At 70.3% G+C, this 26995-nt stretch carries 17 protein-coding genes; 12 read left to right on the top strand and 5 right to left on the bottom strand.

Annotation, left to right across the window (positions count from 1 at the left end; all coding sequences use genetic code 11):
• Positions 1-8: 8 nt before the first annotated feature.
• Together QTH87_RS09260 and QTH87_RS09255 are read left to right on the top strand one after the other, a co-directional pair.
• Complete coding sequence (locus tag QTH87_RS09260) at positions 9-227, top strand: hypothetical protein (RefSeq protein ID WP_286608621.1); 219 nt, start codon at positions 9-11, stop codon at positions 225-227.
• On the top strand, positions 224-8419 hold the full coding sequence (locus QTH87_RS09255) for a glycoside hydrolase family 94 protein (protein ID WP_286608620.1): 8196 nt from the start codon (positions 224-226) through the stop codon (positions 8417-8419). Before QTH87_RS09260 ends, QTH87_RS09255 begins: the two co-directional genes overlap by 4 nt.
• A 12-nt stretch (positions 8420-8431) precedes the next feature.
• Here QTH87_RS09255 and QTH87_RS09250 read toward each other — a convergent pair whose 3' ends face one another.
• The 3 genes from QTH87_RS09250 to QTH87_RS09240 are packed head-to-tail and all read right to left on the bottom strand — an operon-like array spanning position 8432 to position 11564.
• Positions 8432-9715, bottom strand: coding sequence for an AI-2E family transporter (locus QTH87_RS09250; protein ID WP_444812761.1), 1284 nt, complete (start codon positions 9713-9715; stop codon positions 8432-8434).
• Positions 9712-10467, bottom strand: coding sequence for a LytR/AlgR family response regulator transcription factor (locus QTH87_RS09245; RefSeq protein WP_286608619.1), 756 nt, complete (start codon positions 10465-10467; stop codon positions 9712-9714). The genes QTH87_RS09250 and QTH87_RS09245 overlap by 4 nt, the downstream gene beginning before the upstream one ends.
• A complete protein-coding gene (locus tag QTH87_RS09240; RefSeq protein ID WP_286608618.1) occupies positions 10464-11564 on the bottom strand; it encodes a sensor histidine kinase in 1101 nt (366 codons plus the stop codon). The genes QTH87_RS09245 and QTH87_RS09240 overlap by 4 nt, the downstream gene beginning before the upstream one ends.
• A 49-nt stretch (positions 11565-11613) precedes the next feature.
• On the opposite strand from QTH87_RS09240, the gene argH reads away from it, so the two are divergent.
• From argH to QTH87_RS09215, 5 genes are all read left to right on the top strand, one after another.
• The gene (gene argH, locus QTH87_RS09235) at positions 11614-13014 is read left to right on the top strand and encodes an argininosuccinate lyase (RefSeq protein WP_286608617.1); all 1401 of its coding nucleotides are present in this window, start codon (positions 11614-11616) and stop codon (positions 13012-13014) included.
• Position 13015: 1 nt separating this feature from the next.
• Positions 13016-13609: an LbetaH domain-containing protein gene (locus tag QTH87_RS09230; protein ID WP_286608616.1), complete on the top strand. Its 594-nt coding sequence runs from the start codon at positions 13016-13018 to the stop codon at positions 13607-13609.
• Between the two features lie 302 nt (positions 13610-13911).
• Positions 13912-14883, top strand: a complete 972-nt coding sequence (locus tag QTH87_RS09225) for a UDP-glucuronic acid decarboxylase family protein (protein ID WP_286608615.1) — start codon at positions 13912-13914, stop codon at positions 14881-14883.
• Positions 14884-14887: 4 nt separating this feature from the next.
• Complete coding sequence (locus QTH87_RS09220; protein WP_286608614.1) at positions 14888-16261, top strand: UDP-glucose dehydrogenase family protein; 1374 nt, start codon at positions 14888-14890, stop codon at positions 16259-16261.
• A gap of 89 nt (positions 16262-16350) precedes the next feature.
• Positions 16351-17121 (top strand): SGNH/GDSL hydrolase family protein, encoded by a 771-nt coding sequence (locus tag QTH87_RS09215; RefSeq protein ID WP_286608613.1) that lies wholly within the window; start codon positions 16351-16353, stop codon positions 17119-17121.
• Here QTH87_RS09215 and opgC read toward each other — a convergent pair.
• Positions 17086-18258: an OpgC domain-containing protein gene (gene opgC, locus QTH87_RS09210; RefSeq protein ID WP_286608612.1), complete on the bottom strand. Its 1173-nt coding sequence runs from the start codon at positions 18256-18258 to the stop codon at positions 17086-17088. The genes QTH87_RS09215 and opgC overlap by 36 nt on opposite strands.
• A gap of 128 nt (positions 18259-18386) precedes the next feature.
• Between opgC and QTH87_RS09205 the strand changes: the two genes are divergently transcribed.
• From QTH87_RS09205 to QTH87_RS09185, 5 genes are read left to right on the top strand one after another with little or no spacing between them, the layout of a single operon-like run.
• The gene (locus QTH87_RS09205) at positions 18387-24371 is read left to right on the top strand and encodes an alpha-2-macroglobulin family protein (RefSeq protein ID WP_444812760.1); all 5985 of its coding nucleotides are present in this window, start codon (positions 18387-18389) and stop codon (positions 24369-24371) included.
• Positions 24372-24383: 12 nt separating this feature from the next.
• A complete protein-coding gene (locus QTH87_RS09200) occupies positions 24384-24659 on the top strand; it encodes a DUF2277 domain-containing protein (RefSeq protein WP_286608610.1) in 276 nt (91 codons plus the stop codon).
• 30 nt (positions 24660-24689) lie between these two features.
• Entirely contained in the window at positions 24690-25094 is a 405-nt protein-coding gene (locus QTH87_RS09195; protein ID WP_286608609.1) for a PaaI family thioesterase, read from the top strand.
• 19 nt (positions 25095-25113) lie between these two features.
• Positions 25114-25461 carry a TfoX/Sxy family protein gene (locus QTH87_RS09190; RefSeq protein ID WP_286608608.1) on the top strand — a complete coding sequence of 116 codons (348 nt, stop codon included), beginning with the start codon at positions 25114-25116 and terminating at the stop codon, positions 25459-25461.
• Positions 25458-25967 carry a GrpB family protein gene (locus tag QTH87_RS09185; RefSeq protein WP_286608607.1) on the top strand — a complete coding sequence of 170 codons (510 nt, stop codon included), beginning with the start codon at positions 25458-25460 and terminating at the stop codon, positions 25965-25967. The genes QTH87_RS09190 and QTH87_RS09185 overlap by 4 nt, the downstream gene beginning before the upstream one ends.
• Positions 25968-25986: 19 nt before the next feature.
• Here the strand turns inward: QTH87_RS09185 and QTH87_RS09180 are convergent, their stop codons facing one another.
• Entirely contained in the window at positions 25987-26913 is a 927-nt protein-coding gene (locus tag QTH87_RS09180) for a LysR family transcriptional regulator (RefSeq protein WP_286608606.1), read from the bottom strand.
• Between the last annotated feature and the right edge of the window lie 82 nt (positions 26914-26995).

Below are 26995 nucleotides of genomic sequence, written 5' to 3'. Positions count from 1 at the left end.
TCTCCGCCATGTCTTCCCCGCAATCGCTCGTCAGTTCCACCATCGACTTCGTCAGCGGCGACTTCGACGCGCTGGCTTCGCACATGCGACATTGCGCGCGCGCGCAGGGGCGATGGTTCTCGTTGCGAAGCCAGATGCAGCAGGTGCGTTCGGTCGCGGCGGGCCGCATCGTGACGATGGCCTGCGTGGCGGTGTTGCTGGGCATCGGACTTTTCGCGGTCGCTTGAGCGCTGCATCGGTCGTCGACCGGCTCGACACCCTCAGTTCCTACGCGCGCGAGCTGCTGCTCGCGCCGCACGAGCCGGTGGAGGCGCCGATCCGCGCAGAGCTGTTCGGAGCCCAGCGCTTCGAGCAGCACGGCCACAGCCTCGCGCGGGCCCAGGTGGTGCAGCGCGGGCCGTCGCGCGGAGACAGCACCCCGTTCTTTCCCCGGGTCGACACCAACCTGGCGTCGCTGCGCAAGGCCTTCGACCACATCGCGCTGGTGTCGCAGAGCGGGCGCTACGTGTCGCCTGCGGCCGAATGGCTGCTCGACAACTTCCATCTGGTCGAGGCGCAACTGCAGCAGATCCGCGAGGGCGTGCCGCGCAGCTACTACGCGCGTCTGCCCAAGCTGGCGGCCGCGCCGCTGGCGGGCCTGCCGCGGGTCTACGGCATCGCCTGGGCCTACGTGGCGCACACCGACAGCGTGCTCAACAAGGAGCTGTTCACCGCCTTCCTCGACGCCTACCAGGACATCGACGAGCTCAATCTCGGCGAACTGTGGGCGCTGCCGACCACGCTGCGCGTGGTGCTGCTCGAGAACCTGCGGCGCGTGGCCGAGAGCATCGCCGAGAACAAGGTGGCACGCGAGGTCGCGCACGCGGCCTGGGACGCCGCCGAGACGCTCTCGACGCACGAGCTCGACGTGCTCTACCGCGCGCTGCAGAGCCGCGGCATGCAGGAGAGCTACCTGACGCAACTCTGGCAGCGGCTGCCGGTCGAGCACGGCGAGCATCCGCCCGCGCTGGTCAAGTGGACCGAGCAGCACTGCCCCAACGGCCCGGCGCTGATCGCCGAGGCGCAGGGCGCGCAGGCCGCCGCCAACCTCACGGTCGGCAACATCATCACGACGCTGCGCATGATCGGCCAGGTCGACTGGGCCGACCTCATCGAGCCGGTGAGCCGATCGCTGCGCGTGCTGCGCGAACTGCCGAGCTTCGGGCGCGAGAGCGAACTCACGCGACAGCAGATCACCCAGGCGATGGAACAGGTGGCGCGAAGCAGCCGCCGGTCCGAGCGCGAGGTGGCGCAGGCCGTCGTGCGGCTCGCGCTCGGCGCGCCGGCCGCCGACCCTGCGACCGAAGCCGACGAGGCGACGCGCCGGTCACAGGCAGAGAACACCGCGGGCTACTTCCTGTTCGGCCAGGGCCGGCCCGAGCTGGTGGCCGCGCTGGCGTCGGCACGCAACGACGGCGCCGTCGAACGCACCGGAAGGCAGCCGGCCGCGCCGCGTTCCTGGCGCCTCGGCTTCTATCTCGCGGCGATCGCGGCCGGCACCGCCCTGCTGCTGGCGGCCGCGGTGCACGGACTCGACCGGCACGGCTGGCCCGAGCCCCGATGGACCGCGATCGTGGCGCTGGTGCTGCTGGCCTGGCCGCTGTCGGAAGCCGTGATCGCACTGGTGCATCGTGTCGTCGCCGAATCGGCCCGGGTGCGCGCCCTGCCCCGGCTGGACTTCGCGCAGGGCATTCCCGAGGCGTATCGCGTGCTGGTCGTGATCCCTTCGATGCTGAGCTCGGTCGAGGCCAGCGCCGCGCTCGCGCACCGTCTGGAACTGCACTGGCTCGCCAACCGCGAGGACCAGGCCCAGTTCGCGCTGCTGACCGACTGGAGCGATGCCGACCAGGCCTCGCTGCCGGGCGACGCGCCGCTGCTCGACGATGCGCAGCGCCGCATCGATGCGCTCAACGCGCGCTATCCGTCGGACGGCGCCCTGCCCCGCTTCCTGCTGCTGCACCGGCCGCGCACCTGGTCCGAGAGCGAGCAGCGCTGGATGGGCTGGGAGCGCAAGCGCGGCAAGCTCGAGATGCTGCTGCGGCTGCTGGCCGCGGGCGATGCAGGCGGCTTCCTGCCTTCGGCAGGCGATCGGCTCGCGGCGCGCATCTCCTACGTGATGACGCTCGACAGCGACACCGCGCTGCCGCCCGGCACGCTGCGCGAGCTGGTGGCTGTCGCGGCCCATCCGCTCAATGCGCCGCGCATCGAGCAGCGCCGCGTGGCGGCGGGCTTCGGCATCCTCCAGCCGCGCATCGTGACCCCCTTCCCCGAGCGGCAGGAGCGTTCGCCGTTCCACTGGATGTTCGCCGGCCAGTGCGGCCTGGACCCCTACAGCAACAGCGCCTCGGACATCTACCAGGACGTCTTCGGCACCGGCTCCTTCACGGGCAAGGGGCTGCTCGACGTGCAGGCGGTGCATGCCACGCTCGACCGGCGCCTGCCTGACGGCTCAGTGCTGAGCCACGACCTGCTCGAGGGCACGGTGGCACGCTGCGCCGTGGCGAGCGACCTCGTGTTGATCGAGGACCATCCGCACCACGCCGGCGTCGCTGCTTCGCGCGTGCACCGCTGGACCCGCGGCGACTGGCAGCTGTTGCCGCTGATGCTGCGCGCGCGGCACTTCGGCATCGATGCGCTCGGGCTCTGGAAGATGAGCGACAACCTGCGCCGCGCGCTGGTGGTGCCGGCATCGGCCGCGCTGCTGACCTGGGTGATGTTCACCGACGCGCTGCCGCTGGCCTGGGCCTTCGCCGCGGTGATCGCGGCCCTGGTGCTGGGTCCGCTGCTGGGCGCACTGGCCGGCCTGGTACCGACGCGCCGCTCGATCGAGCTGCCGCATTTCTTCGACGTCGGTGCCTCCGAACTACTGCGGGCGCTGGCCAGTGCCGGCTGGCAGTTCGTGCAGCTGGCGGCGCAGGCGCGGTTGCTGCTCGATGCCACCGGCCGCGCCGCCTGGCGGCTCGTCGTGAGCCGCCGGCACCTGCTCGAATGGACCACCGCGGACCAGGCCCAGGCCCAGGCGCGCTACGCCCTGCCCGACTTCGTGCGCGGCTCGGCCTTCACCAGCGTGGCCTGCCTGGCCCTCGCGGTCGCGGCCGCGCTCTGGAGCCCGCATCCGGTGCTCGGCGCCGCGCTCTTCGTGCTGTGGGCGCTGGCGCCGGTGGCAGCCTGGTGGAGCAGTCGCACACCGGACGGCCCCGACGACCTGCTCGGCAGCGAGCGCCGCAGCTACCTCGAGACGCTCGCGCGCGACTGCTGGCGCTTCTTCGAACAGGTGGTGGGCCCCGGGGACAACCACCTGCCACCCGACAACCTGCAGCTCGACCCCGAGCCGACCGTGGCCCACCGTACCTCGCCGACCAACATCGGCATGTACCTGCTGGCCTGCTGCTGCGCGCGCGAGTTCGGCTGGATCACGACGCAGGCCCTGGCCGAGCGCCTGACCGCCACGCTCGACACGCTGGACCGGCTCGACAAGCATGCCGGCCACCTCTACAACTGGTACGACACGCAGTCGCTCGCCAGGCTGCCGCCGGCCTACGTGTCCAGCGTCGACAGCGGCAACCTGGCGGGCCACCTGCTGGCAGTGGCCCAGGCCTGCCGCGGCTTCGCGGCCGAGCGCGCGGACGACGACGACAGCGCGCTCGAGACGATCGCGCGGCGCTGCGAGGTCCTCTGCGCCGGCATGGACTTCAGCGGCCTCTACGACACCAAGCGGCACCTGTTCCACATCGGTCTCAGAGTCGAGGAGAACCTGCTCGATGCCAGCTACTACGACCTGCTGGCATCGGAATCGCGCCTGCTGAGCTTCCTCGCGATCGCCAAGGGCGACGTGCCCCGCCGCCACTGGATGGCGCTCGGTCGGCCCTTCCTGTCGGTCGGCGTGCGGCCGGGTCTCAAGTCGTGGTCGGGCTCGATGTTCGAGTACCTGATGCCGACGCTGGTGATGGCCGAGCCGGTCGGCGGACTGCTCGAGGTGGCCAACCAGGCGGCGATCCGCGAGCAGCAGGCCTTCGGCAATGCGCAGAACCTGCCCTGGGGCGTTTCCGAATCGGCCTACTTCGCCCGCGACCACTCGCTGGCCTACCAGTACTCGCCGTTCGGGGTGCCGCGCCTCGCACTGCGCCGCACGCCGCCGACCGACCGCGTGGTGGCGCCCTACGCGAGCGCAATGGCCACGGTGCTGGCGCCGGCCGAGGCGGTCGACAACCTGCGCATGCTCGAGTCGCTCGGCGCGCGCGGCGAGTTCGGCTTCTACGACGCGGTCGACTTCACCGTCTCGCGCCAGATCGAGGGCCAGGCCTTCACCGTGGTGCGCAACGTGATGGCGCACCACCAGGGCATGTCGCTGGTGGCGCTGTGCAACGCGGTGCGCGACGACGCACCGCGCCGCTGGTTCGGCAGCGCGCCGCTGGTGCAGGCGCATGCCTCGCTGCTGCACGAGCGCACGCCAAGACAGATCATCGGCAGCGCCGATCCGCGCACGCCGCCCGAGCCAGCCAGCGGCGAGGCCGCGCCGGTGTTCCAGCCGCGCACGGTCGATCCGACCAGCGGCGGCTTCCAGCCCACCCACCTGCTCTCGAACGGCCGCTACACGGTGGCGCTGCGCGCCAACGGGGCCGGCGTGAGCCGCTGGCGCGCCTTCAACGTGACGCGCTGGCGCGACGACCCGCTGCGCGACAGCTACGGCACCTTCTTCTTCGTGCGCGACGTGCAGACCCATGCGCTGGCCTCGCTGACCGCATTGCCGGCCCCCGGGGCAGGCTGGCGCTACAGCGCTCGCTTCCTGGCCGACCAGGTGCAGTTCGAGGCCACCGCGCCGGGCCTGCAATCGCGCATCACGGTGCTGATCAGCCCAGAGGACGATACGGAACTGCGCACGGTCGAGCTGCACAACACCAGCCTCGAGACGCGCACCTTCGAGCTGATCTCGTACTTCGAGCCGGTGCTGTCGAATCCGAAGGCCGACGAGGCCCATCCGGCCTTCGCGAACCTGTTTGTCGACAGCCGCTGGGAGCCGGGCTGGCGCGCGCTGCTGATGGCGCGCAAGCCGCGGCTGCACGGCGACCCGGTGGTGGCGGCGGCGCATTTCGTGGCCGCGGTCGATGCGCAGGTGCTCGCCATCGAATGCATGACCGACCGCCGCGCCTTCATCGGCCGCAACCGGACGCTGGCCGAGCCCGCGCTGGAGCGCCAGCCGCTCGCCGCCGACGGCCGGCAGATCAACGGCCTCGATCCGATCGCCTGCCTGCGCGTGACGGTGTCGATCGCCCCCGGCGCCACCGCGCGCCTGACTTTCGCGACCGCGGCCGATGCCAGCATCGAGGCCCTGATGCCGAGCATCGACCGCTACATGCATCCGATGCACGTCGAGCGCGCGACCCGCATGGCAGCCACGCTGGCGCAGGTGCGGCTGCGAGACCTCAGCATCGACCCGGCCAAGAACCTGGCGCTGCAGGACCTCACGACCATCCTGACCTACACCACGCCGCGCACCATGCGCGATCGCGGCCTGATCGACCTGCGCCAGATCTGGCGCTTCGGCATCTCGGGCGACAAGCCCATCGTGCTCGTGATGATCCATTCGATGGCCGGCAAGGGCCTGGTCGACACGCTGCTGCGGGCCCAGCCCTGGTGGGGCTTCGGCGGCGTGGCCTGCGACCTGGTGGTGCTCAACAGCGAGCCGCATTCCTACCTGATGCCGCTGCAGCGCGAGATCGAGGCGCTGCGCAGCCGGGTGGCCCAGCAGACCCAGAACAGCTTCCCGCGCAACGATGCGGCCGGCTTCTACCTGCTGCGCGACGCCGAGGTCTCGCCCTCCGAGCGTGCCGCACTGTCGACGCTGGCCCGCGCGGTGTTCACGGCCGACGGACGCGCGCTCGAGCTCCAGGTCGCGGCGCTGCGCGAATCGGCGACGGCGAACGCCGACGAATCGCCGTCTCCACCGCCGTCGCAAGCGCCGCCGACTCCCGGGATCGCACTGGCCGCGCTGCCCGATGCGGCGCACGTGGCCGATGCGACGATCGTGCCCTCCGGCGGCTTCGATGCCGAGAGCGGCGAATTCCGCTTCGAGGTCGACGTCAATCGCCGCACCGCACGGCCCTGGGTCAACGTCATCGCCAATGCCGGCTTCGGCTTCCAGGTGTCGGAAGCCGGCACCGGCTACACCTGGGCCGGCAACAGCCGGCTGCACCAGCTCACGCCCTGGTCCAACGACCCGGTGCAGGACCCGGCCTTCGAGCACTACCTGCTGCAGGACCTCGACACGCGCGAGCTGCTGCCGCTGACGCCGGCCGGCCGCGGCGCCTCGGCGGCCCGGCACCGGGTGCGCCACGGCCAGGGCTACACGGTGTTCGAGTGCCTGCACCGCAACATCGTGATCGAGACCACCTTCTTCGCCGACCGCGACGAGCGGATCAAGCTGGTGCACGTGAAGCTGCGCAACGAGGGCCTCGCCACGCGCCGGCTGCGCGCCGTCGCAATGGTCGAGTGGCAGCTCGGGGCCGCGCGCGGCGAGCGCCGCACCGTCCACACCTGGAAGCCCGAGGACCTGCCCGCGGTGTTCGGGCAGCAGCGCGAATCGAGCGCCGGCTTCGGCGGCAGCACCGGCTTCGTCGCCATCGCGGGCCTCGGTGGCGCCACGCAATGGACCTGCGACCGCAGCGAGTTCTTCTCCGGCCACGGCCGCATCGAACTGCCCGAAGCCCTGGCTGGCCGCGCCGGCAGCGGACTCGACGCCTGCGCCGCCGTGGCCGGCGAATTCAGCCTGGCGGCCGGCGCCGGCGCGAGCTTCGCATTCATGCTCGGCCATGCCGACGATGCCGAGGCCGCGCTGCAGATCGCACGCCGCTGGCAGCAGCGCGACATCGACGAGGCGCTGGCGCAGGCGAGCGGCTTCTGGGACGACCTGCTGGGCCGGCTGCAGGTGCGCACGCCCGATCCGCTGTTCGACGCCATGGTCAACCGCTGGCTGATGTACCAGACGCTGTCATGCCGCCTCTGGGCCAAGGCCGGCTTCTACCAGGCCGGAGGCGCCTTCGGCTTTCGCGACCAGTTGCAGGACGCGATGGCCTTCGCGCTCACCGACCCGGCGCGGCTGCGCGAGCAGATCCTCGTGAACGCGGCCCGGCAGTTTCCCGAAGGCGACGTGCAGCACTGGTGGCACATGCCGGGCGGCGCCGGCGTGCGCACCCATTTCTCCGACGACCTGCTGTGGCTGCCCTACGCTGCGGCGCACTACGTCGAGGTCAGCGCCGACCGTTCGGTGCTGGACCAACGCGTGGCCTTCCTCGACGGCCCCGAGATTCCTCCGGGCGCCGAGGATGCCTACTACCCGCCGCGCACCAGCGAACAGGACGCCACCGTCTACGAGCATGGCGCGCGCGCGATCGACAAGAGCCTCGCGACCGGCGCCCACGGCCTGCCGCTGATGGGCACGGGCGACTGGAACGACGGCATGAACCGGGTCGGCCACGAGGGGCGCGGCGAGTCGGTCTGGCTGGCCTGGTTCCTGTGCAGCGTGGTGGAGCGCTATGCGCCCTTCGCCGCGGCGCGCGGCGAGCATGCGCGGTTGCAGCGCTGGCAGACGGCACGTCAGGGCTGGATCGCGGCGCTGCACGCGGCCGGCTGGGACGGCGCCTGGTTCCGTCGCGCCTTCTTCGACAACGGCGCACCGCTGGGCTCCTCGCTCAACGACGAATGCGCGATCGATCTGATCGCCCAGGCCTGGTCGGTGCTGTCGGGTGCCTCGAGCGACCCGTACACGAGGCCCGCGCTGGCCTCGATGAAGGCCCGGCTGCACGACGAGCCGCTGGGTCTCATGCGGCTGCTCGATCCGCCGCTGGCCCATTCGTCCAACAGCCCGGGCTACATCCAGGCCTACCCGCCCGGCGTGCGCGAGAACGGCGGCCAGTACTCGCACGCCGCGGTGTGGGCCCTCATGGCACAGGCGCTGGCCGGCGACATCGACGATGCGTGGCAGACCTTCGAAGGCCTGAGCCCCGCGCACCGCGCGCGCCATCCGCAGCGCGGGCCGGCCTACGAGATCGAGCCCTACGTGATGGCCGGCGACGTCTACAGCGCCGCGCCCTACGCCGGCCGCGGCGGCTGGAGCTGGTACACCGGTTCGGCCGCCTGGCTGCACCGCGCCGCGGTGGAAACCCTGCTCGGCCTCTCGGTGCGCGGCGACCAGCTGTCGCTGACGCCGCGCGTGCCAGCCGCCTGGCCCGGCTTTGAGATCGCGCTGCGCCTGGCGGGCAGGCGCTTCACGCTGCGCCACGGCCGGGCCGGTGCCGAAGCGGTGACGCACCGTGCGGCGATCGGCGAATGGGTGATCTGGCGGCAGTGGCCGGACGGTGCCGTGGTCGAGATCGGGACGTAGCGTGAAGAGGCCCTAGTCGCCGAGCAGCTCGCCGATGGGCTGCAGGTCCTCGACGTGGTCGCAGATGGCCTTCACGACCATCATGATCGGGATGCCGAGCAGCAGGCCCCAGATGCCCCACAGCCAGCCCCAGAAGATCACGCCCACGAAGACCGCCACCGGATTCATGCGGCTAGTCTTGCTGGTGAGGAAGGGCACCAGCAGGTTGCCGATCAGCGTGTGGATCAGCAGCGAGCTGCCGCCCACCAGCAGCGCCATCTCGATGCCGTTGAACTGCAGGAAGGCGACCAGCCCGGCCGCGCCCATCACGATCACCGAACCGATGTAGGGGATCAGATTGGTCACCGCGGCGACGATGCCCCAGACCGCCGCGTTCTCGAGGCCGATGGCCCAGAAAGCGAGACCGGTCGCCACGCCCACCAGCGCGCTGGTGAGGATCTGCACCAGCAGGTAGCGCTCGATATGGCCCGTGATGTCGTCGAGCACATGGACCGTGATCTTCTTCTTCGCCAGGCTCGGTCCGGTGATCTTCACGAGCTTGCGGCGGAAGGTGTCGCCGGATCCGAGCGCGAAGAAGGTCAGGAAGGCCACCAGCGTGAGCTGCCCGACCGCGCCGACCAGGCCGACCGTTCCGCTCCACATGTAGTCGCGCACGTTGAACGAGGGCCGCTCGATGACGACCCGGGTCACGCCCTTGCGCGCGGCGACCTTGGCCGAGTTCTCCTCGGCGGCCTGCTCGAGTTGCGCAGCCGCCTTCTGCACCGTGTCGAGAGCGCCGGCGTCGGTCGCCCGCGGATCGGAGCGCACCGCCATGCGAAGCTTCTGCGCCGCCACGGGCAGCGAGTCGACCAGCTCGGAGGCGCTGCCGGCCAGCGAATAGCCGGTCCACCCCAGCGCGCCGCCGATGCCCAGCAGGATGACGGCGGCGCCGATCCAGCGCGACAGCCTCCAGCGCTCGAGCAGGTCGACCAGCGGCGCCAGCGCATAGGTCAGCATCAGGCTGACCAGCAGCGGGATGAACACCGCCGCGGCCCAGCGCAACGCGAACACCGAAGCCAGCACCGCAAGCACCACCAGGGAGGCGCTGCGAACGTCGACCGGCATGTGGAGCAGCAGGCGCTCCGCTTCCGCTTCGCGCGCCTTCTGGGTCGGCGCCGGCGGGGAGACGATGTCCGACATCAGTTCCGAGACGGCCTCTAACGGCGATGGCGACGGCGGCAGCGGCGACGCCGGTGCGGGGGTGCCTTCCGGCGCCGGCACCGGCACGCCCCCGGCAACCACTGGCGGCGCACTCATGTCGATTCCTTGAGCGCTTCGCGCACGGTCGAGAGCTGGCGGCGCGACACCACGACGGGCTCCTCGATGCCGGCCAGCCGCAGCGCCCAGCCTTCGGCGTCCTCGCCGTCGTCGTATTTCTCGAGCGCGCGGATCGCGCCGCGCGCGACCAGCGCATTGCGGTGCACGCGCACGAAGCGCGTCGGATAGCGCTCCTCGAACTCCGCCAGCGAGCCGTCGTAGATGTGGCTGCGCAGCGCGGTGCGCACCGTGAGGTACTTCAGCTCCGACTTGAGGTAGAGCACCTCGGCCAGCGGCACGCGCTCGGTGCGGCCGCGATCCTGGATCAGCAGCACCTCCTGCGGCTCGGGCGCCGCCGGCACCCGCCGCTCCTTGAGATGGCGCTCGACCTTCTGCAGCGCCTGCTGCAGGCGTTCGGCACGCACCGGCTTGGTCAGGTAGTCGACCGCCTCGAGATCGAAGGCGGTCACTGCATGCGCCTGGTAGGCGGTGACGAACACGATGGCGGGCGCACCGGGCCGGCTGCGCACGGTGCGCGCGAGCTCGAGGCCGTCGATGCCCGGCATGTGGACGTCGAGCAGCACGAGGTCGAATCGCGTGCTCGCGAGCTGCTTGAGTGCACCTTCGCCATTCGAGGCTTCGGCCACCACGTCGGCCGCCGGGGCGCGGCAATCGGACAGCAGCGAGCGCAGGCGCGAGCGGGCCAGGGCTTCGTCGTCGACGATCAGGATGCGGAGCGCGGGAGTGTTCATGGTTCAGCGGGAATGGCGATACGCACGCGATAGCTCTTGTTGTCCATGCCGGCGCTGAACTGCGCCTGCACGTCGTGCAGCAGCCGGAGCCGGTCGCGCACGTTGGCGAGCGCGATGCCGTGGCCACGCGGCAGCGGCTGGTCGGCCCAGCGCAGCGGCGGTAGGCTGTTCACCACCTCGATCAGCACCGTGCTGCCCCGGCGCTCGGTGCGGATGCGCAGGCGGGCACCTTCCGGGCTCGGCTCGACCCCGTGCTTGACCGCGTTCTCGACCAGCGGCTGCAGCAGCAACGGTGGCAGCCGCGCATCGTTCGCCGCGGGATCGATGTCCCAGCGAATGCGCAGCCGCTCGCCGAAGCGGACCTGCTCGATCGCGAGATAGCGCTCGGCCAGCGCGATCTCGTCGGCCAGCGTCACCGATTCGCCGGGATCGGCCAGCGCCTGGCGGAACAGCTCGCTCAGGTCCTCGAGCATGGCCTCGGCCTTGGCCGGCTCCTGCCGCACCAGCGCGATCGCGCTGTTGAGGGTGTTGAACAGGAAGTGGGGCCGGATGCGCGACTGCAGTTCGGCCAGCCGCGCCGTGGTGGCTGCAGGCGTGCGACCGCGCGCGCGCAGCACCAGTGCCGCCATCATCAGCCCCGCGAACAGGGCGCCCGCCAGCGCGCTGGCCAGCCAGGGTGCGGCACCCACCGCACCAGTCAGGCGCAGCAGGCCGCAGCCGTAGAGCGCCGCCAGCGCACCGAGCGCCGCGCCCGACGCATACTGCGCCGGCTGAGGCAGCCGGGCCAGCATGCGCTTCGAGGCGCAGGCCGCCAGCAGCCAGATCAGGGTGGCCGGCAAGGCGCCACCCGTAACCGTGGCGGCCAGCAGCAGCCATTCCGACAGGCTGGGCGCCACGAACAGGGTGGCGATCGCGACCACCAGCTGCACGAACAGGACGGCGCGCAGCACCACCCCGATCTGGCAGGCGTCGAAGGGGCTGCCCGAGGCGCGCACGGACGCCTTCGAGCGCGGGCTCGCGGACGGGGCGGAAAGCGGGGGCTGGGGCGTCGCTGCCGACGCCGGAGGCCTGGCCGATAAAATCGTCGGGTTGCGCATCGCAGAAACAATGGGTGACAAACCCATTATTGCCTCCTGAACGGCTCCCATGACCCAAAACCAACTCGACAAGAAATCCGAAGCCTGGTCCGCCCTGTTCTCCGAACCCATGAGCGACCTGGTCAAACGCTACACGGCCAGCGTGTTCTTCGACAAGCGGCTTTGGCAGGCAGACATCGAGGGCTCGCTGGCTCATGCAGGCATGTTGGCAGCCCAGGGCATCCTCGGCGCGCAGGACCACGCCGCCATTCAAGGCGGGATGAAGCAGATTCGCGCTGAAATCGAATCGGGTGCCTTCGACTGGAAACTCGACCTCGAGGACGTGCACCTCAACATCGAGGCCCGGCTCACGCAGCTGGTCGGCGACGCCGGCAAGCGGCTGCACACGGGCCGCAGCCGCAACGACCAGGTGGCGACCGACGTGCGCCTGTGGCTGCGCGGCGAGATCGACCTGATCGGCGGCCTGCTCGCCGACCTGCAGCAGTCGCTGCTGGCACTGGCCGACAAGAACGTGGAGGTCATCCTGCCCGGCTTCACCCACCTTCAGGTCGCCCAGCCCGTGAGCTTCGGGCACCACATGCTGGCCTACGTCGAGATGTTCGCGCGCGACGCCGAGCGCATGGCGGACGTCCGCAAGCGCGTCAACCGGTTGCCGCTCGGCGCCGCGGCGCTGGCCGGGACCAGCTATCCGCTCGACCGCGAGGCCGTGGCCCGCGCCCTCGGGATGGACGGCGTCTGCCAGAACAGCCTCGACGCGGTGAGCGACCGCGACTTCGCGATCGAGTTCGCCGCCGCCGCCTCGCTCGCCATGGTGCACATCAGCCGCCTGAGCGAGGAACTGGTGCTGTGGATGAGCCAGTCCTTCGGCTTCATCGACATCGCCGACCGCTTCTGCACGGGCAGCTCGATCATGCCGCAGAAGAAGAACCCCGACGTGCCCGAACTGGCGCGCGGCAAGACCGGCCGCGTGGTCGGCCACCTGATGGGGCTGATCACGCTCATGAAGGGCCAGCCGCTGGCCTACAACAAGGACAACCAGGAAGACAAGGAGCCTCTGTTCGACACGGTCGACACGCTCAAGGACACGCTGCGCATCTTCGCCGAGATGGTCGGCGGCATCACCGTGAAGCCCGAGGCGATGGAGAAGGCCGCGCTGCGCGGCTATGCCACCGCGACCGACCTGGCCGACTACCTGGTCAAGAAGGGTCTGCCCTTCCGCGATGCCCACGAAACCGTGGCCCATGCGGTCAAGGCCGCGATCTCGCACCAGGTCGACCTGTCGAAGCTACCGCTCGCGGTGCTGCAGACCTTCCATCCGCAGATCGAGAAGGACGTTTACGACGTGCTGAGCCTGCGCGGCTCGCTCAACGCGCGCAACATCCTCGGCGGCACGGCGCCGGCCCAGGTGCGACTGCAGATCGCGCGCCACCGCGCGCGGCTGGGCAGCTGAAATGAGCGACACCCGGACCAAGGCCAGGATCCTCGAAGGCCCCGACGCCGGCATGGCGGCAGGCGGCCCCAGCTTCTCGCTCGGCAACCGCATCCAGCGCGCGATCTGGATCCTGGTCTGGGGCATCTGCGCGTCATGGACGCCGCGCCAGCTCGCGCCATGGCGGCGGCTGCTGCTGCGCAGCTTCGGCGCCACCATGGATGCCGGCAGCGACGTGCGCGGCAGCGCCCGCGTCTGGTATCCGCCCAACCTCGTGATGCGCGAGCGGGCCCTGATCGGGCCCAGGGTCAACTGCTACAACATGGGCCTGATCACGCTCGAGCGCGGCGCCAGCGTCTCGCAGGACGCCAGCCTGTGCGGCGGCACCCATCATTTCGACGATGCCGGCTTCCAGCTCGTGGCGCGCGACATCGTGATCGGCGCCCAGGCCTGGATCGCCGCCGAGGCCTTCGTGGGCCCCGGCGCCACGATCGGCGAAGGGGCCGTACTCGGCGCCCGCGGCGTCGCCTTCGGCCGGCTCGACCCCTGGACCGTCTACGCGGGCAATCCGGCACGTCCGGTGCGCGAACGCAAGCGCTTCGCGCCGCCTTTCTGAGCATGGCGGCCTGGCGCGACCGCGTTTCGCGCGCCGGATTTCCGCCGATTTCGATGAAAACTGCCCGCGCGGCTGCCGGCCCGCGAGCGCGTCGGCATGCCTTCCTGCCCCTCGACGTGTTCTCTGAACTACCATCTGCGCCTGCCTGTTCCGCTTGGGCCTGTCCCGCGTGGGTTTCCTTGATGGCTCGCTTTCGATCCAGCCCTCGCCCAGACGCTGACGTCAGCGTGCCTGTGGACGCAAATTGCATGAGCAGCGCAACCGACATTCCTCGAACCGAACCTTAGGGAGTAAGAACGCACATGCGCAAATACAACGCCTCCAAGCGGATGCTCGTCACTGGCGGCGCCGGCTTCCTCGGCAGCCACCTGTGCGACCGCCTGATCGAACAGGGCCACGACGTGCTTTGCGTCGACAACTTCTTCACCGGCAGCAAGCGCAACGTGGAGCACCTGCTCGACCATCCGCGCTTCGAGCTGATGCGCCACGACGTGACGTTTCCGCTCTACGTCGAGGTCGACGAGATCTTCAACCTGGCGTGTCCGGCTTCGCCGGTCCATTACCAGCACGACCCGGTGCAGACCACCAAGACCAGCGTGCACGGCGCCATCAACATGCTGGGGCTGGCCAAGCGCGTGCGGGCCAAGATCCTGCAGGCCTCAACCAGCGAGGTTTACGGAGACCCGGACATCCATCCGCAGGTCGAGGCCTACTGGGGCCGGGTCAATCCGATCGGCATCCGCAGCTGCTATGACGAAGGCAAGCGCTGCGCCGAGACGCTGTTCTTCGACTACCACCGCCAGCACCAGCTGCGCATCAAGGTGGTGCGCATCTTCAACACCTACGGGCCGCGCATGCACCTGAACGACGGGCGGGTGGTGTCGAACTTCATCGTGCAGGCGCTGAAGGGCGAGGACATCACGATCTACGGCGACGGCCAGCAGACGCGCAGCTTCTGCTATGTCGACGACCTGCTGGAAGCCATGCTGCGCATGATGAACACCGGCGACGACCTGCCGGGACCGATCAACATCGGCAACCCGGGCGAGTTCTCGATGCTCGAACTGGCCAACAAGGTGATCGAGCTCACCGGCTCGAAGAGCAAGCTGGTCAAGCTGCCGCTGCCTGCGGACGACCCCAAGCAGCGCCGCCCCGACATCTCGATGGCCCAGAAGAAACTCGACGGCTGGGCGCCACAGACCCAGCTCGAGGAAGGCCTCAAGAAGACCATCGCCTACTTCGACCAGATTCTCTCGGAACCCGCCGCGGCCTGACCCCATGAATATCTCGATCATCGGCACCGGCTACGTCGGTCTGGTCACCGGCGCCTGCCTGGCGGACATCGGCAACCATGTGTTCTGCCTGGACGTCGATCCGCGCAAGATCGCCACGCTGAACGGCGGCGGCATCCCCATCTACGAGCCCGGCCTTGATGCCGTGGTCGAATCCAACGTGGCGGCCGGCCGGCTGAGCTTCTCGACCGACATCGAGGCCTCGGTCGCGCACGGCGATATCCAGTTCATCGCGGTCGGCACGCCGCCCGACGAGGACGGCAGCGCGGATCTGCAGTACGTGCTCGCTGCTGCACGCAACATCGGCAGGTACATGAACGGCTTCAAGGTCGTGGTCGACAAGTCGACCGTGCCCGTGGGCACGGCCGACAAGGTCAAGGCCGTCATCCAGGAGGAGCTCGACAAGCGCGGCCGTGCCGACCTGCGCTTCTCGGTCGTCAGCAATCCCGAGTTTCTCAAGGAAGGGGCCGCGGTCGACGACTTCATGCGGCCCGACCGCATCGTGATCGGCTACAGCGACGACGAGGACGGCCGCGAGGCGCTGGTCTGGATGCGCCGGCTCTACGCGCCCTTCAATCGCAACCACGAACGCTCGCGCGTGATGGACGTGCGATCGGCCGAATTCACCAAGTACGCGGCCAACGCCATGCTGGCGACCCGGATCAGCTTCATGAACGAGCTGGCCAACCTGGCCGACCGCGTCGGTGCCGACATCGAGTCCGTGCGCCAGGGCATCGGCTCCGATCCGCGCATCGGCTACAGCTTCCTCTACGCGGGCACCGGCTACGGCGGCAGCTGTTTTCCCAAGGACATCCAGGCGCTGACGCGCATCGCGCGCGACAACGGCCAGGCGCTCAAGGTGCTCGAATCGGTCGAGGCAGTCAACAACGAGCAGAAGCGCGTGCTGACCAACAAGGTGCTGGCCCGTTTCGGGCCCGACCTCAGCGACCGCACGTTCGCGCTCTGGGGCTTGGCCTTCAAGCCCAATACCGACGACATGCGCGAGGCGCCGAGCCGGGTCGTCATCGACGTTCTGCTGCGCGCCGGTGCGCGTGTGGTGGCGCATGACCCGATCGCGGTCGACGAGACCCGCCGTGTGCTCCAGCTCGACTTCGCCGACGCGCCGGCGCTGCTCGAGCGCATCAGCTTCAGCGCCGCCAAGGACCCTATGGAGGTTCTCAAGGACGCCGATGCGCTGATCATCGTGACCGAATGGAAGGCCTATCGCAGCCCGGATCTCCAGCGGCTCAAGTCGCTCATGAAGACCCCGGAGATCTTCGACGGCCGCAATCTCTACGAGCCCGGCGTCCTGAAGGAGGCCGGCGTGGGCTACCAGGGCATCGGCCGCAACAGCCTGTAGGCCAGCCGCCGCTGCAGCGGGTCGGCCCGTTCCGGCCCCGCAGCGGCACGATGACAACGCATTCGCAACCTGGCGCGTTGAGTCCCCTCATGCCGACGAAAGCCACCGCCCGCCTAGCCCTTTCCTGCCTCGCGCTCCTGAGTGCGCTGGCCGCACAGGCGCAGCCCGCTACCGCCGCCGACGCGGCAACCCCCGCACCCGCACCCGCACCCGCCTCCGCCGCCGCCTACGCCGCCGCCCAGGCGCGCTGGAGGAACGAACTCGGTGCCTTCGCCGCGACCGACCGCGACCGCCTGCCCGCAGCCGGCGGCGTGCTGTTCGTCGGCAGTTCGACGATCCGCATGTGGTCGCGCCTGGCACAGGACTTCCGCGACCACCCGGTGGTCCTGAACCGCGGCTTCGGCGGCTCGACCATGGCCGATTGCAGCCTGTTCGCGCGCGATCTGGTGGTCCGCTACCAGCCGCGTCTGGTGCTCGTCTATGCGGGCGACAACGACCTGGCCGAAGGCCGCACGCCGCTTCAGGTGCTCGAGAGCTTTGCCCAGTTCGTGAACACCGTGCGCGCCGAGCTGCCCGGCACGCGCATCGCCTACATCTCGATCAAGCCCAGCCCCTCGCGCGAGAAGCTGCTGCCGCTCGTGCGCGAAGCCAACCACGCGATCGAAGCCTATCTGCAGCGGCTGCCCGACAGCGACTACATCGACGTCTTCACGCCGATGCTGGACGCCGAAGGCCGGCCGCGGGCCGAGCTGTTCCTGGGCGACCGGCTGCACATGAACGACGAAGGCTACCGGCTCTGGCAATCGCTGATTGCCTCGCACCTCTCACCCTCGACCTCGGTCGCCCAGGGCATCCGGTAGCACCTGTCCGGGCTGGCCCCGGCGCCTGCGCTCGCCGCGGTCTTCCCACCAGCTGGTGAAGCTTGCCACCGCATAGAGCCATCCGAAGACAAGCACCAGCAGCAGCGCATCGCCCCAGGCGGGCCGCGCGGTCTGGCTGTCGCCGTAGATCGCCAGCACCAGCAACACCGCCACCAGGTGGGCGCAGAACACCGGCAGCGAGGCGCGGCCCAATTCCTCGAGCACATGCAGCCGCGGGATGCGGCGCATCAGGTCCGGCCCGAAGCGCACCGCCACGATGCCCAGCACGCCGAGGTTGACCAGCCGCAACGGCCCGAGCTGCCATTTGTCGAACAGCAGGTTGAGCTCGATGTCGGCGCCGAAGGGGGCCTGGCCGTGGACCCCGTGGTGTCGCCACCAGAAGCAGTAGAGCGCGATGGCGCCGGCCACGGCCACCAGCCAGGTCGGGAAGCGCAGCGGCCGCGCGTCGGGCGCATTGCGGCCGGCACCGATCCACAGGCCGATGAACCACAGGAACTGCCATGCATAGGCATTGAAGGCGCCCATCTCGTGGAACGGAACCGACAAGCCGAGATGCCGCACCGCCAGCCCGTACAGCCATTCGCTGAGCCCGAACTGCGCCAGCGCCCACAGCGTGGCGCTGGCCGCCATCAGGCCGCCCCAGCCATGGCGCAGCGCGTAGGCCAGCACCCAGGGGCTCAGCAGCATGAAGAACACGTACATCGGCAGGATGTCGAGCAGCGCCGGCTCGTAGACGAGCAGCAGCGAATAGAGGAAGCCCTCGTGCGGGTTTGCGAGGTAGAACGACAGCAGGTTCTTCACGGCGGGCTGGTCGATCCGCAGCCCCACGAAGGTGATCACCGTGAACAGGAAGAGCAGCGTCGCCGCCTGGCTCAGGTAGACCTTGAGCGCGCGGCGCCAGAAGGCGCGCCGCATCGGCTCCACCCCCTGATTGCGCGCGATCCGGCTGTAGACCAGGCCTGCCACGAAGGCCGACAGCAGCACGAAGCCCTCGGCCGCCGAGACGAAGCCGAAAGGCTGCCCGAGCGGGTCGGTGAGCCGGGTCGGCAGGTGGGTGACGGTCATCAGCACGAGCATCAGCCCGCGCAATGCGTCGATTTCCCAGAAGCGTTTCATCGGTCGGCGTGGATTTGTGTGGCGGTCCCGCGCGACACCCGCACGACGAGGCTCGAATTGTAGGGAGGCGCGGCCGTCGAAAGGCCCCGTGGCGCACCGGCAAATGGGCTACGCTCGACGCGAGCCGGATGGAGAAGCACGCCTTGAGACAGTCGATCACCCACCTTGCGCTGGCAGCCGCCGGCGTCTTTTTCGCCCTGCCGGCCCATGCGCTGCAGGTCGCCAGCCTCGTGCCGCAGGGCGAGGTCTCGCGCGTGCGCCAGGTGGTCGCGAAGTTCGACCAGCCCGCGGTTCGCTTCGGCGACCCAAAGGCTCCGGCACCGCTGCAGGTCGAGTGCGACGATGCGGCCGCAGGCAAGGGAAGCGGCCGCTGGACCGCCGACCGCCAGTGGGTGTTCGATTTCGCGGACGACCTGCCGCCCGGCGTGCGCTGCACCGTCACCCGGGTGCCCGGCTTCCAGTCGGCCGCGGGCGCCGCGCTGACCGGCCCCGAGAGCTGGCGCTTCAGCAGCGGCGGCCCCTTCATCCGCAACTGGCAGCCGAGCTACGGCCGGATCGACGAGCAGCAGATCTTCATGCTCGAGCTCAACGGCCCGGCCACCCCCGAGAGCGTGCAGGACAACGTCTGGTGCAGCGCCTCGGGCATCGGCGAGCGCATCCCCGTGAAGCGGATCGACGGCGAACAGCGCACCGCGCTGCTGAAGGCGCTCGGGCGCGACAAGGACGCCGGGCGCGAGCCGCTGCGCTTTCTCACGCTGCAGTGCAACCGCACCCTGCCACCGGCGGCCCGCGTGCAGCTGGTGTACGGCAAGGGCGTGGCGACGCCGTCGGGCGTGGCCAACAACGTCGAACGCAGGCTGCCCTTCGAGGTGCGCGAGCCCTTCGCGGTCTCGTTCAGCTGCGAGCGCGAGAACGCCCAGTCGGCCTGCCTGCCGCTCAAGCCGATGGTGCTGCAGTTCAATGCGCCCGTGGCACGCCGGCTGGCCGCCGCCATCACGCTGCAGGGCGCCGGCAAGAGCATGAAGCCGCGCTTCGAGGACGGCGCCGCCAAGGACGACGACGGCGTGGTCGAATCCGTGAGCTTTCCCGCGCCCTTCGCCGAGCAGGCGCGCTACACGATCGAGCTGCCGCAGCGCTTCGAGGACGCCTCGGGCCGACCGCTGGCCTCGCCCGGCAGCTTCCCGCTGCAGGTCGGGACCGGCGCGATGCCGCCCCTGGCCAAGTTCGCGGCCTCGCCCTTCGGCGTGGTCGAGCGGCTGGCCGAGCCCGGCGGCGTGGCGCTGATGCCGGTGACCGTGCGGCGGGTCGAACCCGCGCTGCAGGTGCAGGCGCTTGCCCTGGGTGGCGCGCCGGGCCGGGTCAGCGACCTGAATCCGAAGAGCGACGCCGAGATCATTGCCTGGTTCCGCCGGGTGCGGCGCTTCGACGGCGACACGGTCACGCGCAAGCTCGCCTCGCGCGACGTCAGGGGGGCGCTGCCGGCCGTGATCGACAAGGACGACCGCGACCGCGTCCAGACCCGGATGGTGTCGCTGCTGGGCGGCCAGCCCGGCGTGCGCGCGCTCGACATGCCGCGTGCCGAGGGCGGCGATCCGCGGCCCTTCGAGGTCATCGGCATCCCGCTGACACCGGGCTTCCACGTGCTCGAGATCGCCTCGCAGAAGCTCGGCGACGCGCTGCTCGACGAGCGCTACGGCAGCGGTCGCACGATGTACGTGCGCACCACGGCGCTGGCCACCAACCTCGCGGTGCACTTCAAGCTCGGCCGCGAGAACTCGCTGGCCTGGGTCACGACCCTCGACAAGGGCCGCGTGGCGGCCGATGCGATGGTGCGCGTGTCGACCTGCGACGGCCGCGAGGTGGCCAGCGGCCGCACCGGCGCCAACGGCCTCGTGCAGCTGTCTGGGATCTCGCCCGATGCGCCTTCGTGCAACGGCGACGACGACTACGACGCCCCCGCCTACTTCGTGAGCGCACGCGCGAAGGACGCCGACGGCGTCGAGGACCTGGCCTTCACCTGGAGCGACTGGCAGCGCGGCATCGAGCCCTGGCGCTTCAATGTGCCCACCAGCGCCGAGGCGCAGCCCGACCGCATCGCCCACACGGTGTTCGACCGCACGCTGCTGCGCGCGGGCGAGACCGTGTCGATGAAGCACCTGATCCGCACCCAGACGCAGAAGGGCTTCGGCCTGCCCACGCAGCTGCCCGACACCGAGGTGCTGACCCATGTTGGCAGCGGCCAGCAGTTCACGCAGCCGATCCGCTGGCGCAAGACGGCGACCGGCGGCCTCAGCGCCGAGAGCAGCTTCGCGCTGCCGGCCGCGGCACGGCTCGGCAGCTATCAGGTCGAGCTGCGCAGCGGCAAGGAAGGCGCGGCCGCCGCCGGGGAAGGCGGCGCGCCGAGCTATGCCTCCGGCCAGTTCCGGGTCGAGGAATTCCGCCTGCCGGTGCTCGAGGGCCGCATCGGGCCGAGCGACGCCAGGCCGCTGGTGGCCGTCGGCTCGCTGCCGGTCGGCGTGCAGGTCAACTACCTGGCCGGCGGCGGCGCCTCGGGCCTGCCGGTGCGCGTGTCGGCGCTGGTGCGCGGCAAGTCGCTCGCCTTCCCCGATTTCGAGGCCTTCAGCTTCGCCGCACCCGCCAAGGACGGCGAGAACGAAGCCGATGCCGCGAGCATCGACGATGCCCGCGTGGTCGCCGACAAGCTGCCGCTGACGCTCGACCGCGGCGGCGCCGGCAAGCTGGTGGTCGACAGGATCCCGGTGGCCCGCAACGCGCCGCGCGAGCTGCTGCTCGAGGCCAGCTATGCCGATCCCAACGGCGAGGTGCAGACCCTGCGCAGCACGCAGACGCTGTGGCCGGCCGCGGTCATCGCGGGCATCAAGACCGAAGGCTGGGTGTCGACGCGCCAGAAGATCCGCTTCCAGGCGCTGGCGCTCGATCTCGCCGGCAAGCCGCAGGAAGGCGTGACGCTCAACGTGCGCGCCATCGCGCGGGTCACGACCAGCAGCCGCAAGCGCATGGTGGGCGGCTTCTACACCTACGACAACAAGACCGACACCCGCGAGATCGGCACCGTGTGCAGCGGCAAGAGCGACGCGCGTGGCCTCCTGCTGTGCGAGGTCGAACTCAAGGAACCGGGCCAGGTCGAGCTGATCGCGAGCGCCACCGACCGCGACGGCCGCGAAAGCCGCGCCGCGAGTTCGGTCTACGTCACGCACCAGGGCGAGCTCTGGTTCGGCGGCGAGGACCATGACCGCATCGACGTGCTGCCCGAGAAGAAGAGCTACCAGCCCGGCGAGGTCGCGCGCTTCCAGGTCCGCAGCCCGTTCCGCTTCGCCACCGCGCTGGTGTCGGTGGAGCGCGAAGGGGTGATGGAGTCGCACGTCGTGCAGCTCAACGGCCAGGACCCGACCGTCACGCTGCAGGTCAAGCCCGAGTGGGGGCCGAACGTCTACGTGAGCGTGCTGGCGCTGCGCGGCCGGCTGCGCGAGGTGCCGTGGTACAGCTTCTTCAGCTGGGGTTTCAAGGCGCCGCGCGAGTGGTGGACCGCCTTCTGGTACGAGGGCAAGGAATACGTCGCGCCGACCGCGCTGGTCGACCTCAGCAAGCCGGCCTACCGGCTCGGGCTGGCCGAGATCCGGGTCGGGACGCAGTCGCGCCGCATCGACGTCAAGGTCGCGACCGACCAGCCCAGCTACACGGTGCGCAGCCAGGCCCGGGTGACGATCACGGGCCGGCTGCCCGACGGCAAGCCCGCAGCCGGCGCCGAGGTCGCGCTGGCGGCGGTCGACGAGTCGCTGCTCGAGCTGCTGCCCAACGACAGCTGGAACCTGCTCGATGCCATGCTGCAGCGGCGCAGCTGGGGCGTGGGCACCTCGACCGCGCAGATGGAGATCGTCGGCCGCCGGCACTACGGCCGCAAGGCCGTCCCCGCGGGCGGCGGCGGCGGCAAGAGCCCGACGCGCGAACTGCTCGACACGCTGCTGCTGTGGCAGCCCGCCGTGGTGCTCGATGCCAACGGCCAGGCGACGGTGACCGTGCCGCTCAACGACGCGCTGACCACCTTCCGCATCGTCGCGGTGGCTGATGCAGGCACCGGCCTGTTCGGGACCGGCCAGGCCTCGATCCGCGCCACCCAGGACCTGCAGATCATCAGCGGCCTGCCGCCGCTGGTGCGCGAGGACGACCAGTTCCGGGCCCAGTTCACGCTGCGCAACACGACGCAGAAGGCGATGAAGGTCGAAGCCACGCCGCGCGCCACGCTGCTCGCGCTCGAAGCGCAGACGGTCGAGATTCCCGCCGGCGAAGCGCGCGAGCTGAGCTGGAACGTGACCGCGCCGGCGCAGCTCGCGCAGCTGCGCGCCGAGGCCATCCTGTGGGAGATCGAGGCGCGCGACACGCTGGGCGGCGCGCGCGACGCACTCAAGGTGCGCCAGCGCATCCTGCCCGCGGTGCCGGTCACGGTGCAGCAGGCCACGCTGGTGCAGCTCGACGGCCCCTTCACGCTCGACGTCGGCGCGCCGGCCGACGCGCTGCCCGGGCGCGGCGGCCTGCGCATGCTGCTGCAGCCGCGGCTGGCCGAAGGCCTGGGCGGAGTGCGCGACTGGTTCGCAGCCTATCCGTACAGCTGCCTCGAGCAGCAGGCCAGCAAGTCGATCGGCCTGCGCGACGGCAAGGCCTGGGGCCGGCTGCTGGCCCAGATGCCGACCTACCTCGACGGCGACGGCCTCGCGAGCTACTTTCCGCCGCGCGACGGCGAAGCCAACCGCGGCAGCGACATCCTCACCGCCTATCTGCTCGCGGCCAGCCAGGAGGCGGCCGGGCTCGATCCGGCCTTCGCCCTGCCGGCGGCGGCCAGCGCGCCGATGCTGCAGGGGCTGGCCGCCTTCGTCGAAGGCCGCATCCAGCGCGAGTTCTGGAGCCCGCGCAAGGACCTCGACGTGCGCAAGCTGGCCGCCCTCGAGGCGTTGTCGCGCTACGGCAAGGCGCGCGGCCGCATGGCCGAGAGCATCACCATCGCACCCAACCAGTGGCCGACCAGCGCCGTCATCGACTGGCTGCAGATACTGCGCCGCGTGCCCGACGTGCCGAAGCGCCAGCAGCGCATCGACGAGGCCGGTCAGGTGCTGAAGGCGCGCCTGAACTGGCAGGGCACCAAGCTGATCTTCGGCACCGAGCAGGACGACAACTGGTGGTGGCTGATGACCAACGGCGACGTCAACGGCGCGCGCCTGCTGCTCGCGGTGCTCGACGACCCCGCCTGGAAGGACGACATCGGCAAACTGGCGACCGGCTTCATCGGCCGCCAGCAGAACGGCGCCTGGCGCACCACCACGGCCAACCTGTGGGGCGGCCTCGCGCTCGAGAAGTTCTCCCGGCGCTTCGAGAGCGTGCCGGTCACCGGCGTGACGGCCGCAACGCTGGGCACGGCCCGGGCGCAGGTCGACTGGAGCAAGGTCGAGCGCGTGAAGGCGAGCGACCCCGCAGGTGCGCCGAACCAGGCCGCGAGCTTCGGCGCGCCGGCCGCGCCCGGCATGCTGCGCAACAACGCGATGTTCCTGCCCTGGCCCACGGCCGCGGCCGCCACGCGCGACACGCTGCTGGTCACGCAGAGCGGCAGCGGCAAGCCCTGGCTCACGCTGCAGTCGCTGGCCGCCGTGCCGCTGCGCGCGCCGTTCGCGGCCGGCTACACGATCGGCAGGACCGTCACGCCGGTCGAGCAGGCAGTGGCCGGCACCTACACGCGCGGCGACGTGCTGCGCGTGAGCCTCGAGGTCCACGCCAGCGCCGACATGAGCTGGGTCGCCATCACCGACCCGATTCCCGCAGGCGCGACCATCCTGGGCGGCGGCCTGGGCCGCGATTCGCAGATCGCGACGCAGGGCGAGAAGCGCTCCGGCGCCGGCTGGCCGGCCTTCGAGGAACGCAGCTTCGAGGCCTTCCGCAGCTACTACGAATATTTGCCCAAGGGCACGGTGAAGATGGAATACACCCTGCGCCTCAACAACGTCGGCGACTTCGCCCTGCCGCCGAGCCGGGTCGAGGCCCTGTACGCGCCCGAGATGTTCGGCGAGGCGCCGAACGAACGCGTGAAGGTGGAGGCGGCGAAGTAACCTGGAGCCATCATGTGCAGAAGCATCAAGACCCTGTTCAACTTCGAGCCGCCCGCCACCGACGAGGAGATGCGCGCGGCCTCGCTGCAGTTCGTGCGCAAGCTCAGCGGCTTCACGCACCCGTCGAAGGCCAACGAGGCCGCCTTCGAGCGTGCGGTGGAAGAGATCACGGCTTCGGCCCACCGGCTGCTCGGCTCGCTCGTGACCCATGCCGACCCGCGCGACCGCGAGATCGAGGCCGCGCGCGCACGCGTTCGCTCGGTCACCCGGTTCACGGCCCTGCGCTGAATCCACCGTCCACGACAACAAGGAGACCGAATGCCAGGCATCGAACAAATCCAGCAGCTGCTCGAGCCGCTGTTCCCCGGCCTCATGGGCGTGCGGCTGGTCACGCTCGAACCGGAGCGCGTGGTGGCTGAACTCGTGGTGCGGCCCGACCTCTGCACGGCCGGTGGCATCCTGCACGGCGGCGCCTACATGGCTTTCGCCGACACGCTCGGTGCCGTGGGCACTGTCGTCAACCTGCCCCAGGGCAAGCGCACCACGACCACCGACTCGAGCACCAAGTTCATCGGCGGCGCGCGCGTCGACACCACGGTGATCGGCGAATCGCTGGCGTTGCACCGCGGCCGCACCACCATGGTCTGGCAGACCACGATCAAGACCACCGAGGGCAAGCTGTGTGCAGTGGTCACGCAGACGCAGCTGGTCATCGACGCCTGAACCACCGCCGGCCGCCGCCTTGAAGACCACGCCGGACTTCGTCGAGTTCGTGAGGGACCAGCTCGATGCGCTGCACGGCCTGCGCAGCGCGCGGCTGTTCGGTGGCGTCGGATTCAAGGCCGACGGCGTGCAGTTCGCGATCGTCATCGACAACGTGCTGTACTTCGCGGTCGACGACACCACGCGCCCGGCCTACGAGGCCATGGGCAGCCACTGCTTCGCCTACAGCACGCGCGTGCGCCGGGTCGAGGTGCGGCGCTACTACGCGCTGCCGGCCGATCTGCTCGAGGACCGCGAACGGCTGCTGGCCCTCGCGCGCGAGTCGGTGGCGATCGCGTTCAAGCCGAGAAAGCGCAGCAGGCCATGACCGATGCCGCGATCGAAGTCGTGCCCTACGACCCGGCGTGGCCCGCACGCTTCGAGCAGGAGCGTCGACTGCTGCAAGGCGTGCTGGCGCCGTGGCTCGCGGGCGCCATCGAGCACATCGGCAGCACGGCGGTGCCGGCGCTGCCCGCCAAGCCCGTGATCGACATCATGGCGCCCGTGCATTCGCTCGCCGCCTCGCGACCCGCGATCGAGGCCGCCGCCGCGATCGGCTACCGCCACGCGCCGTACAAGGCCGACGTCATGCACTGGTTCTGCAAGCCCTCGCCCGCGCTGCGCACGCACCACCTGCACCTGGTGCCGCTCGACAGCCCGCTGTGGCGCGAGCGCCTCGCCTTTCGCGACGCGCTGCGCGGCCAGCCGGCACTCGCCGCCGAATACGCGGCGCTCAAGCTGCGGCTCGCGCAGCTGCACCGCGATGACCGCGAGGCCTACACCGAGGCCAAGACGCCATTCGTGCAGGGCGTTCTGGCAGGCCTGCGGGCCTGAGACCCTAAGCCGGGACGCGTCAGGGCAATGCGGCCGGGTTCGCCGGCTCCGATGCCATGGCGCGCAGGGCGAGGCCGCTCTCGAGGCAGCCCAGCAGGCTTCGCAGTGCCGCGCTGTGATGACGGCGCTGCGCATACGCCGCGTGGAACCAGATGTCGCGCGGCATGAAATCCTCGAGCACGGAGACCAGGGCACCGTTCTCGAGATGCGGCCGAACGATGGCCACGGGAAGACTGACGGCGCCGAAGCCCTGCAGCGCCATGGGCAGCAGCAACGAAGCTTCGTCGGCCTGCATCCGGGATTGCAGCTGCAGGCGGCAGGCCTTGCCGTTCTCCTGGAAAGGCAGCTCGATCGGGCCCTGCCCGCTCGACAGGCCCAACAGCTCATGCCTGTGCAGCTCTTCGGGATGTGCGGGCATGCGACTGCGGGCCCAGTACTGCGGGCTCGCGCAGACGACCCAGTCGACCCGGGCCAGGCGTCGAACGATCAGGTTCTCGTCGCGCAGCCGTCCCACGCGCAGCGCGAGGTCGCAGCCATCCTGTGCCAGATCGTCCTGCCGGTGGGTAACGTGAAGGCCCAGGTGTACGTCCGGACAGTCGGTCATGAACTTGCTGAGGATGTCCGGCAGACCGGTGAAGTCCAGGCCGTGCGACACGGCGATCCGAAGCCTGCCCCGGGGCCGACTCGCATGCTCGCGCAGTTCCGCACCGGCCATCGCGGCCATCTCGACCAGCGGTTCGCTGCGGTCGAGCAGGACTTGTCCCGCATCGGTCAGGCTCACGGCACGCGTGGATCGATGGAGCAGCCGCACGTCGAAGCGCCTTTCCAGCTCGGCCACATGCTTGCTCACGGTAGGCCTGGACACCCGGAGCCGGACCGCCGCGCGCGAAAAGCTGCCGCGCGCGGCGACTTCCCTGAATGTGTGAAGCAACTGGAGGCTATCCATGGCAAAGGAGGGATGTGAGGGTCATGGTCGGGTCTTCCTTGTTCGCGCTGCGACGGTGGAGCAGGCGTCCATGATTGCGAAG

The sequence above is a fragment of the Variovorax jilinensis genome, assembly GCF_030316885.1.
Taxonomy (GTDB): Bacteria; Pseudomonadota; Gammaproteobacteria; order Burkholderiales; family Burkholderiaceae_C; genus Variovorax; species Variovorax jilinensis.
Note: the sequence above shows the minus strand (reverse complement) of the source record. Positions and strands in the feature narration are given on the sequence as shown.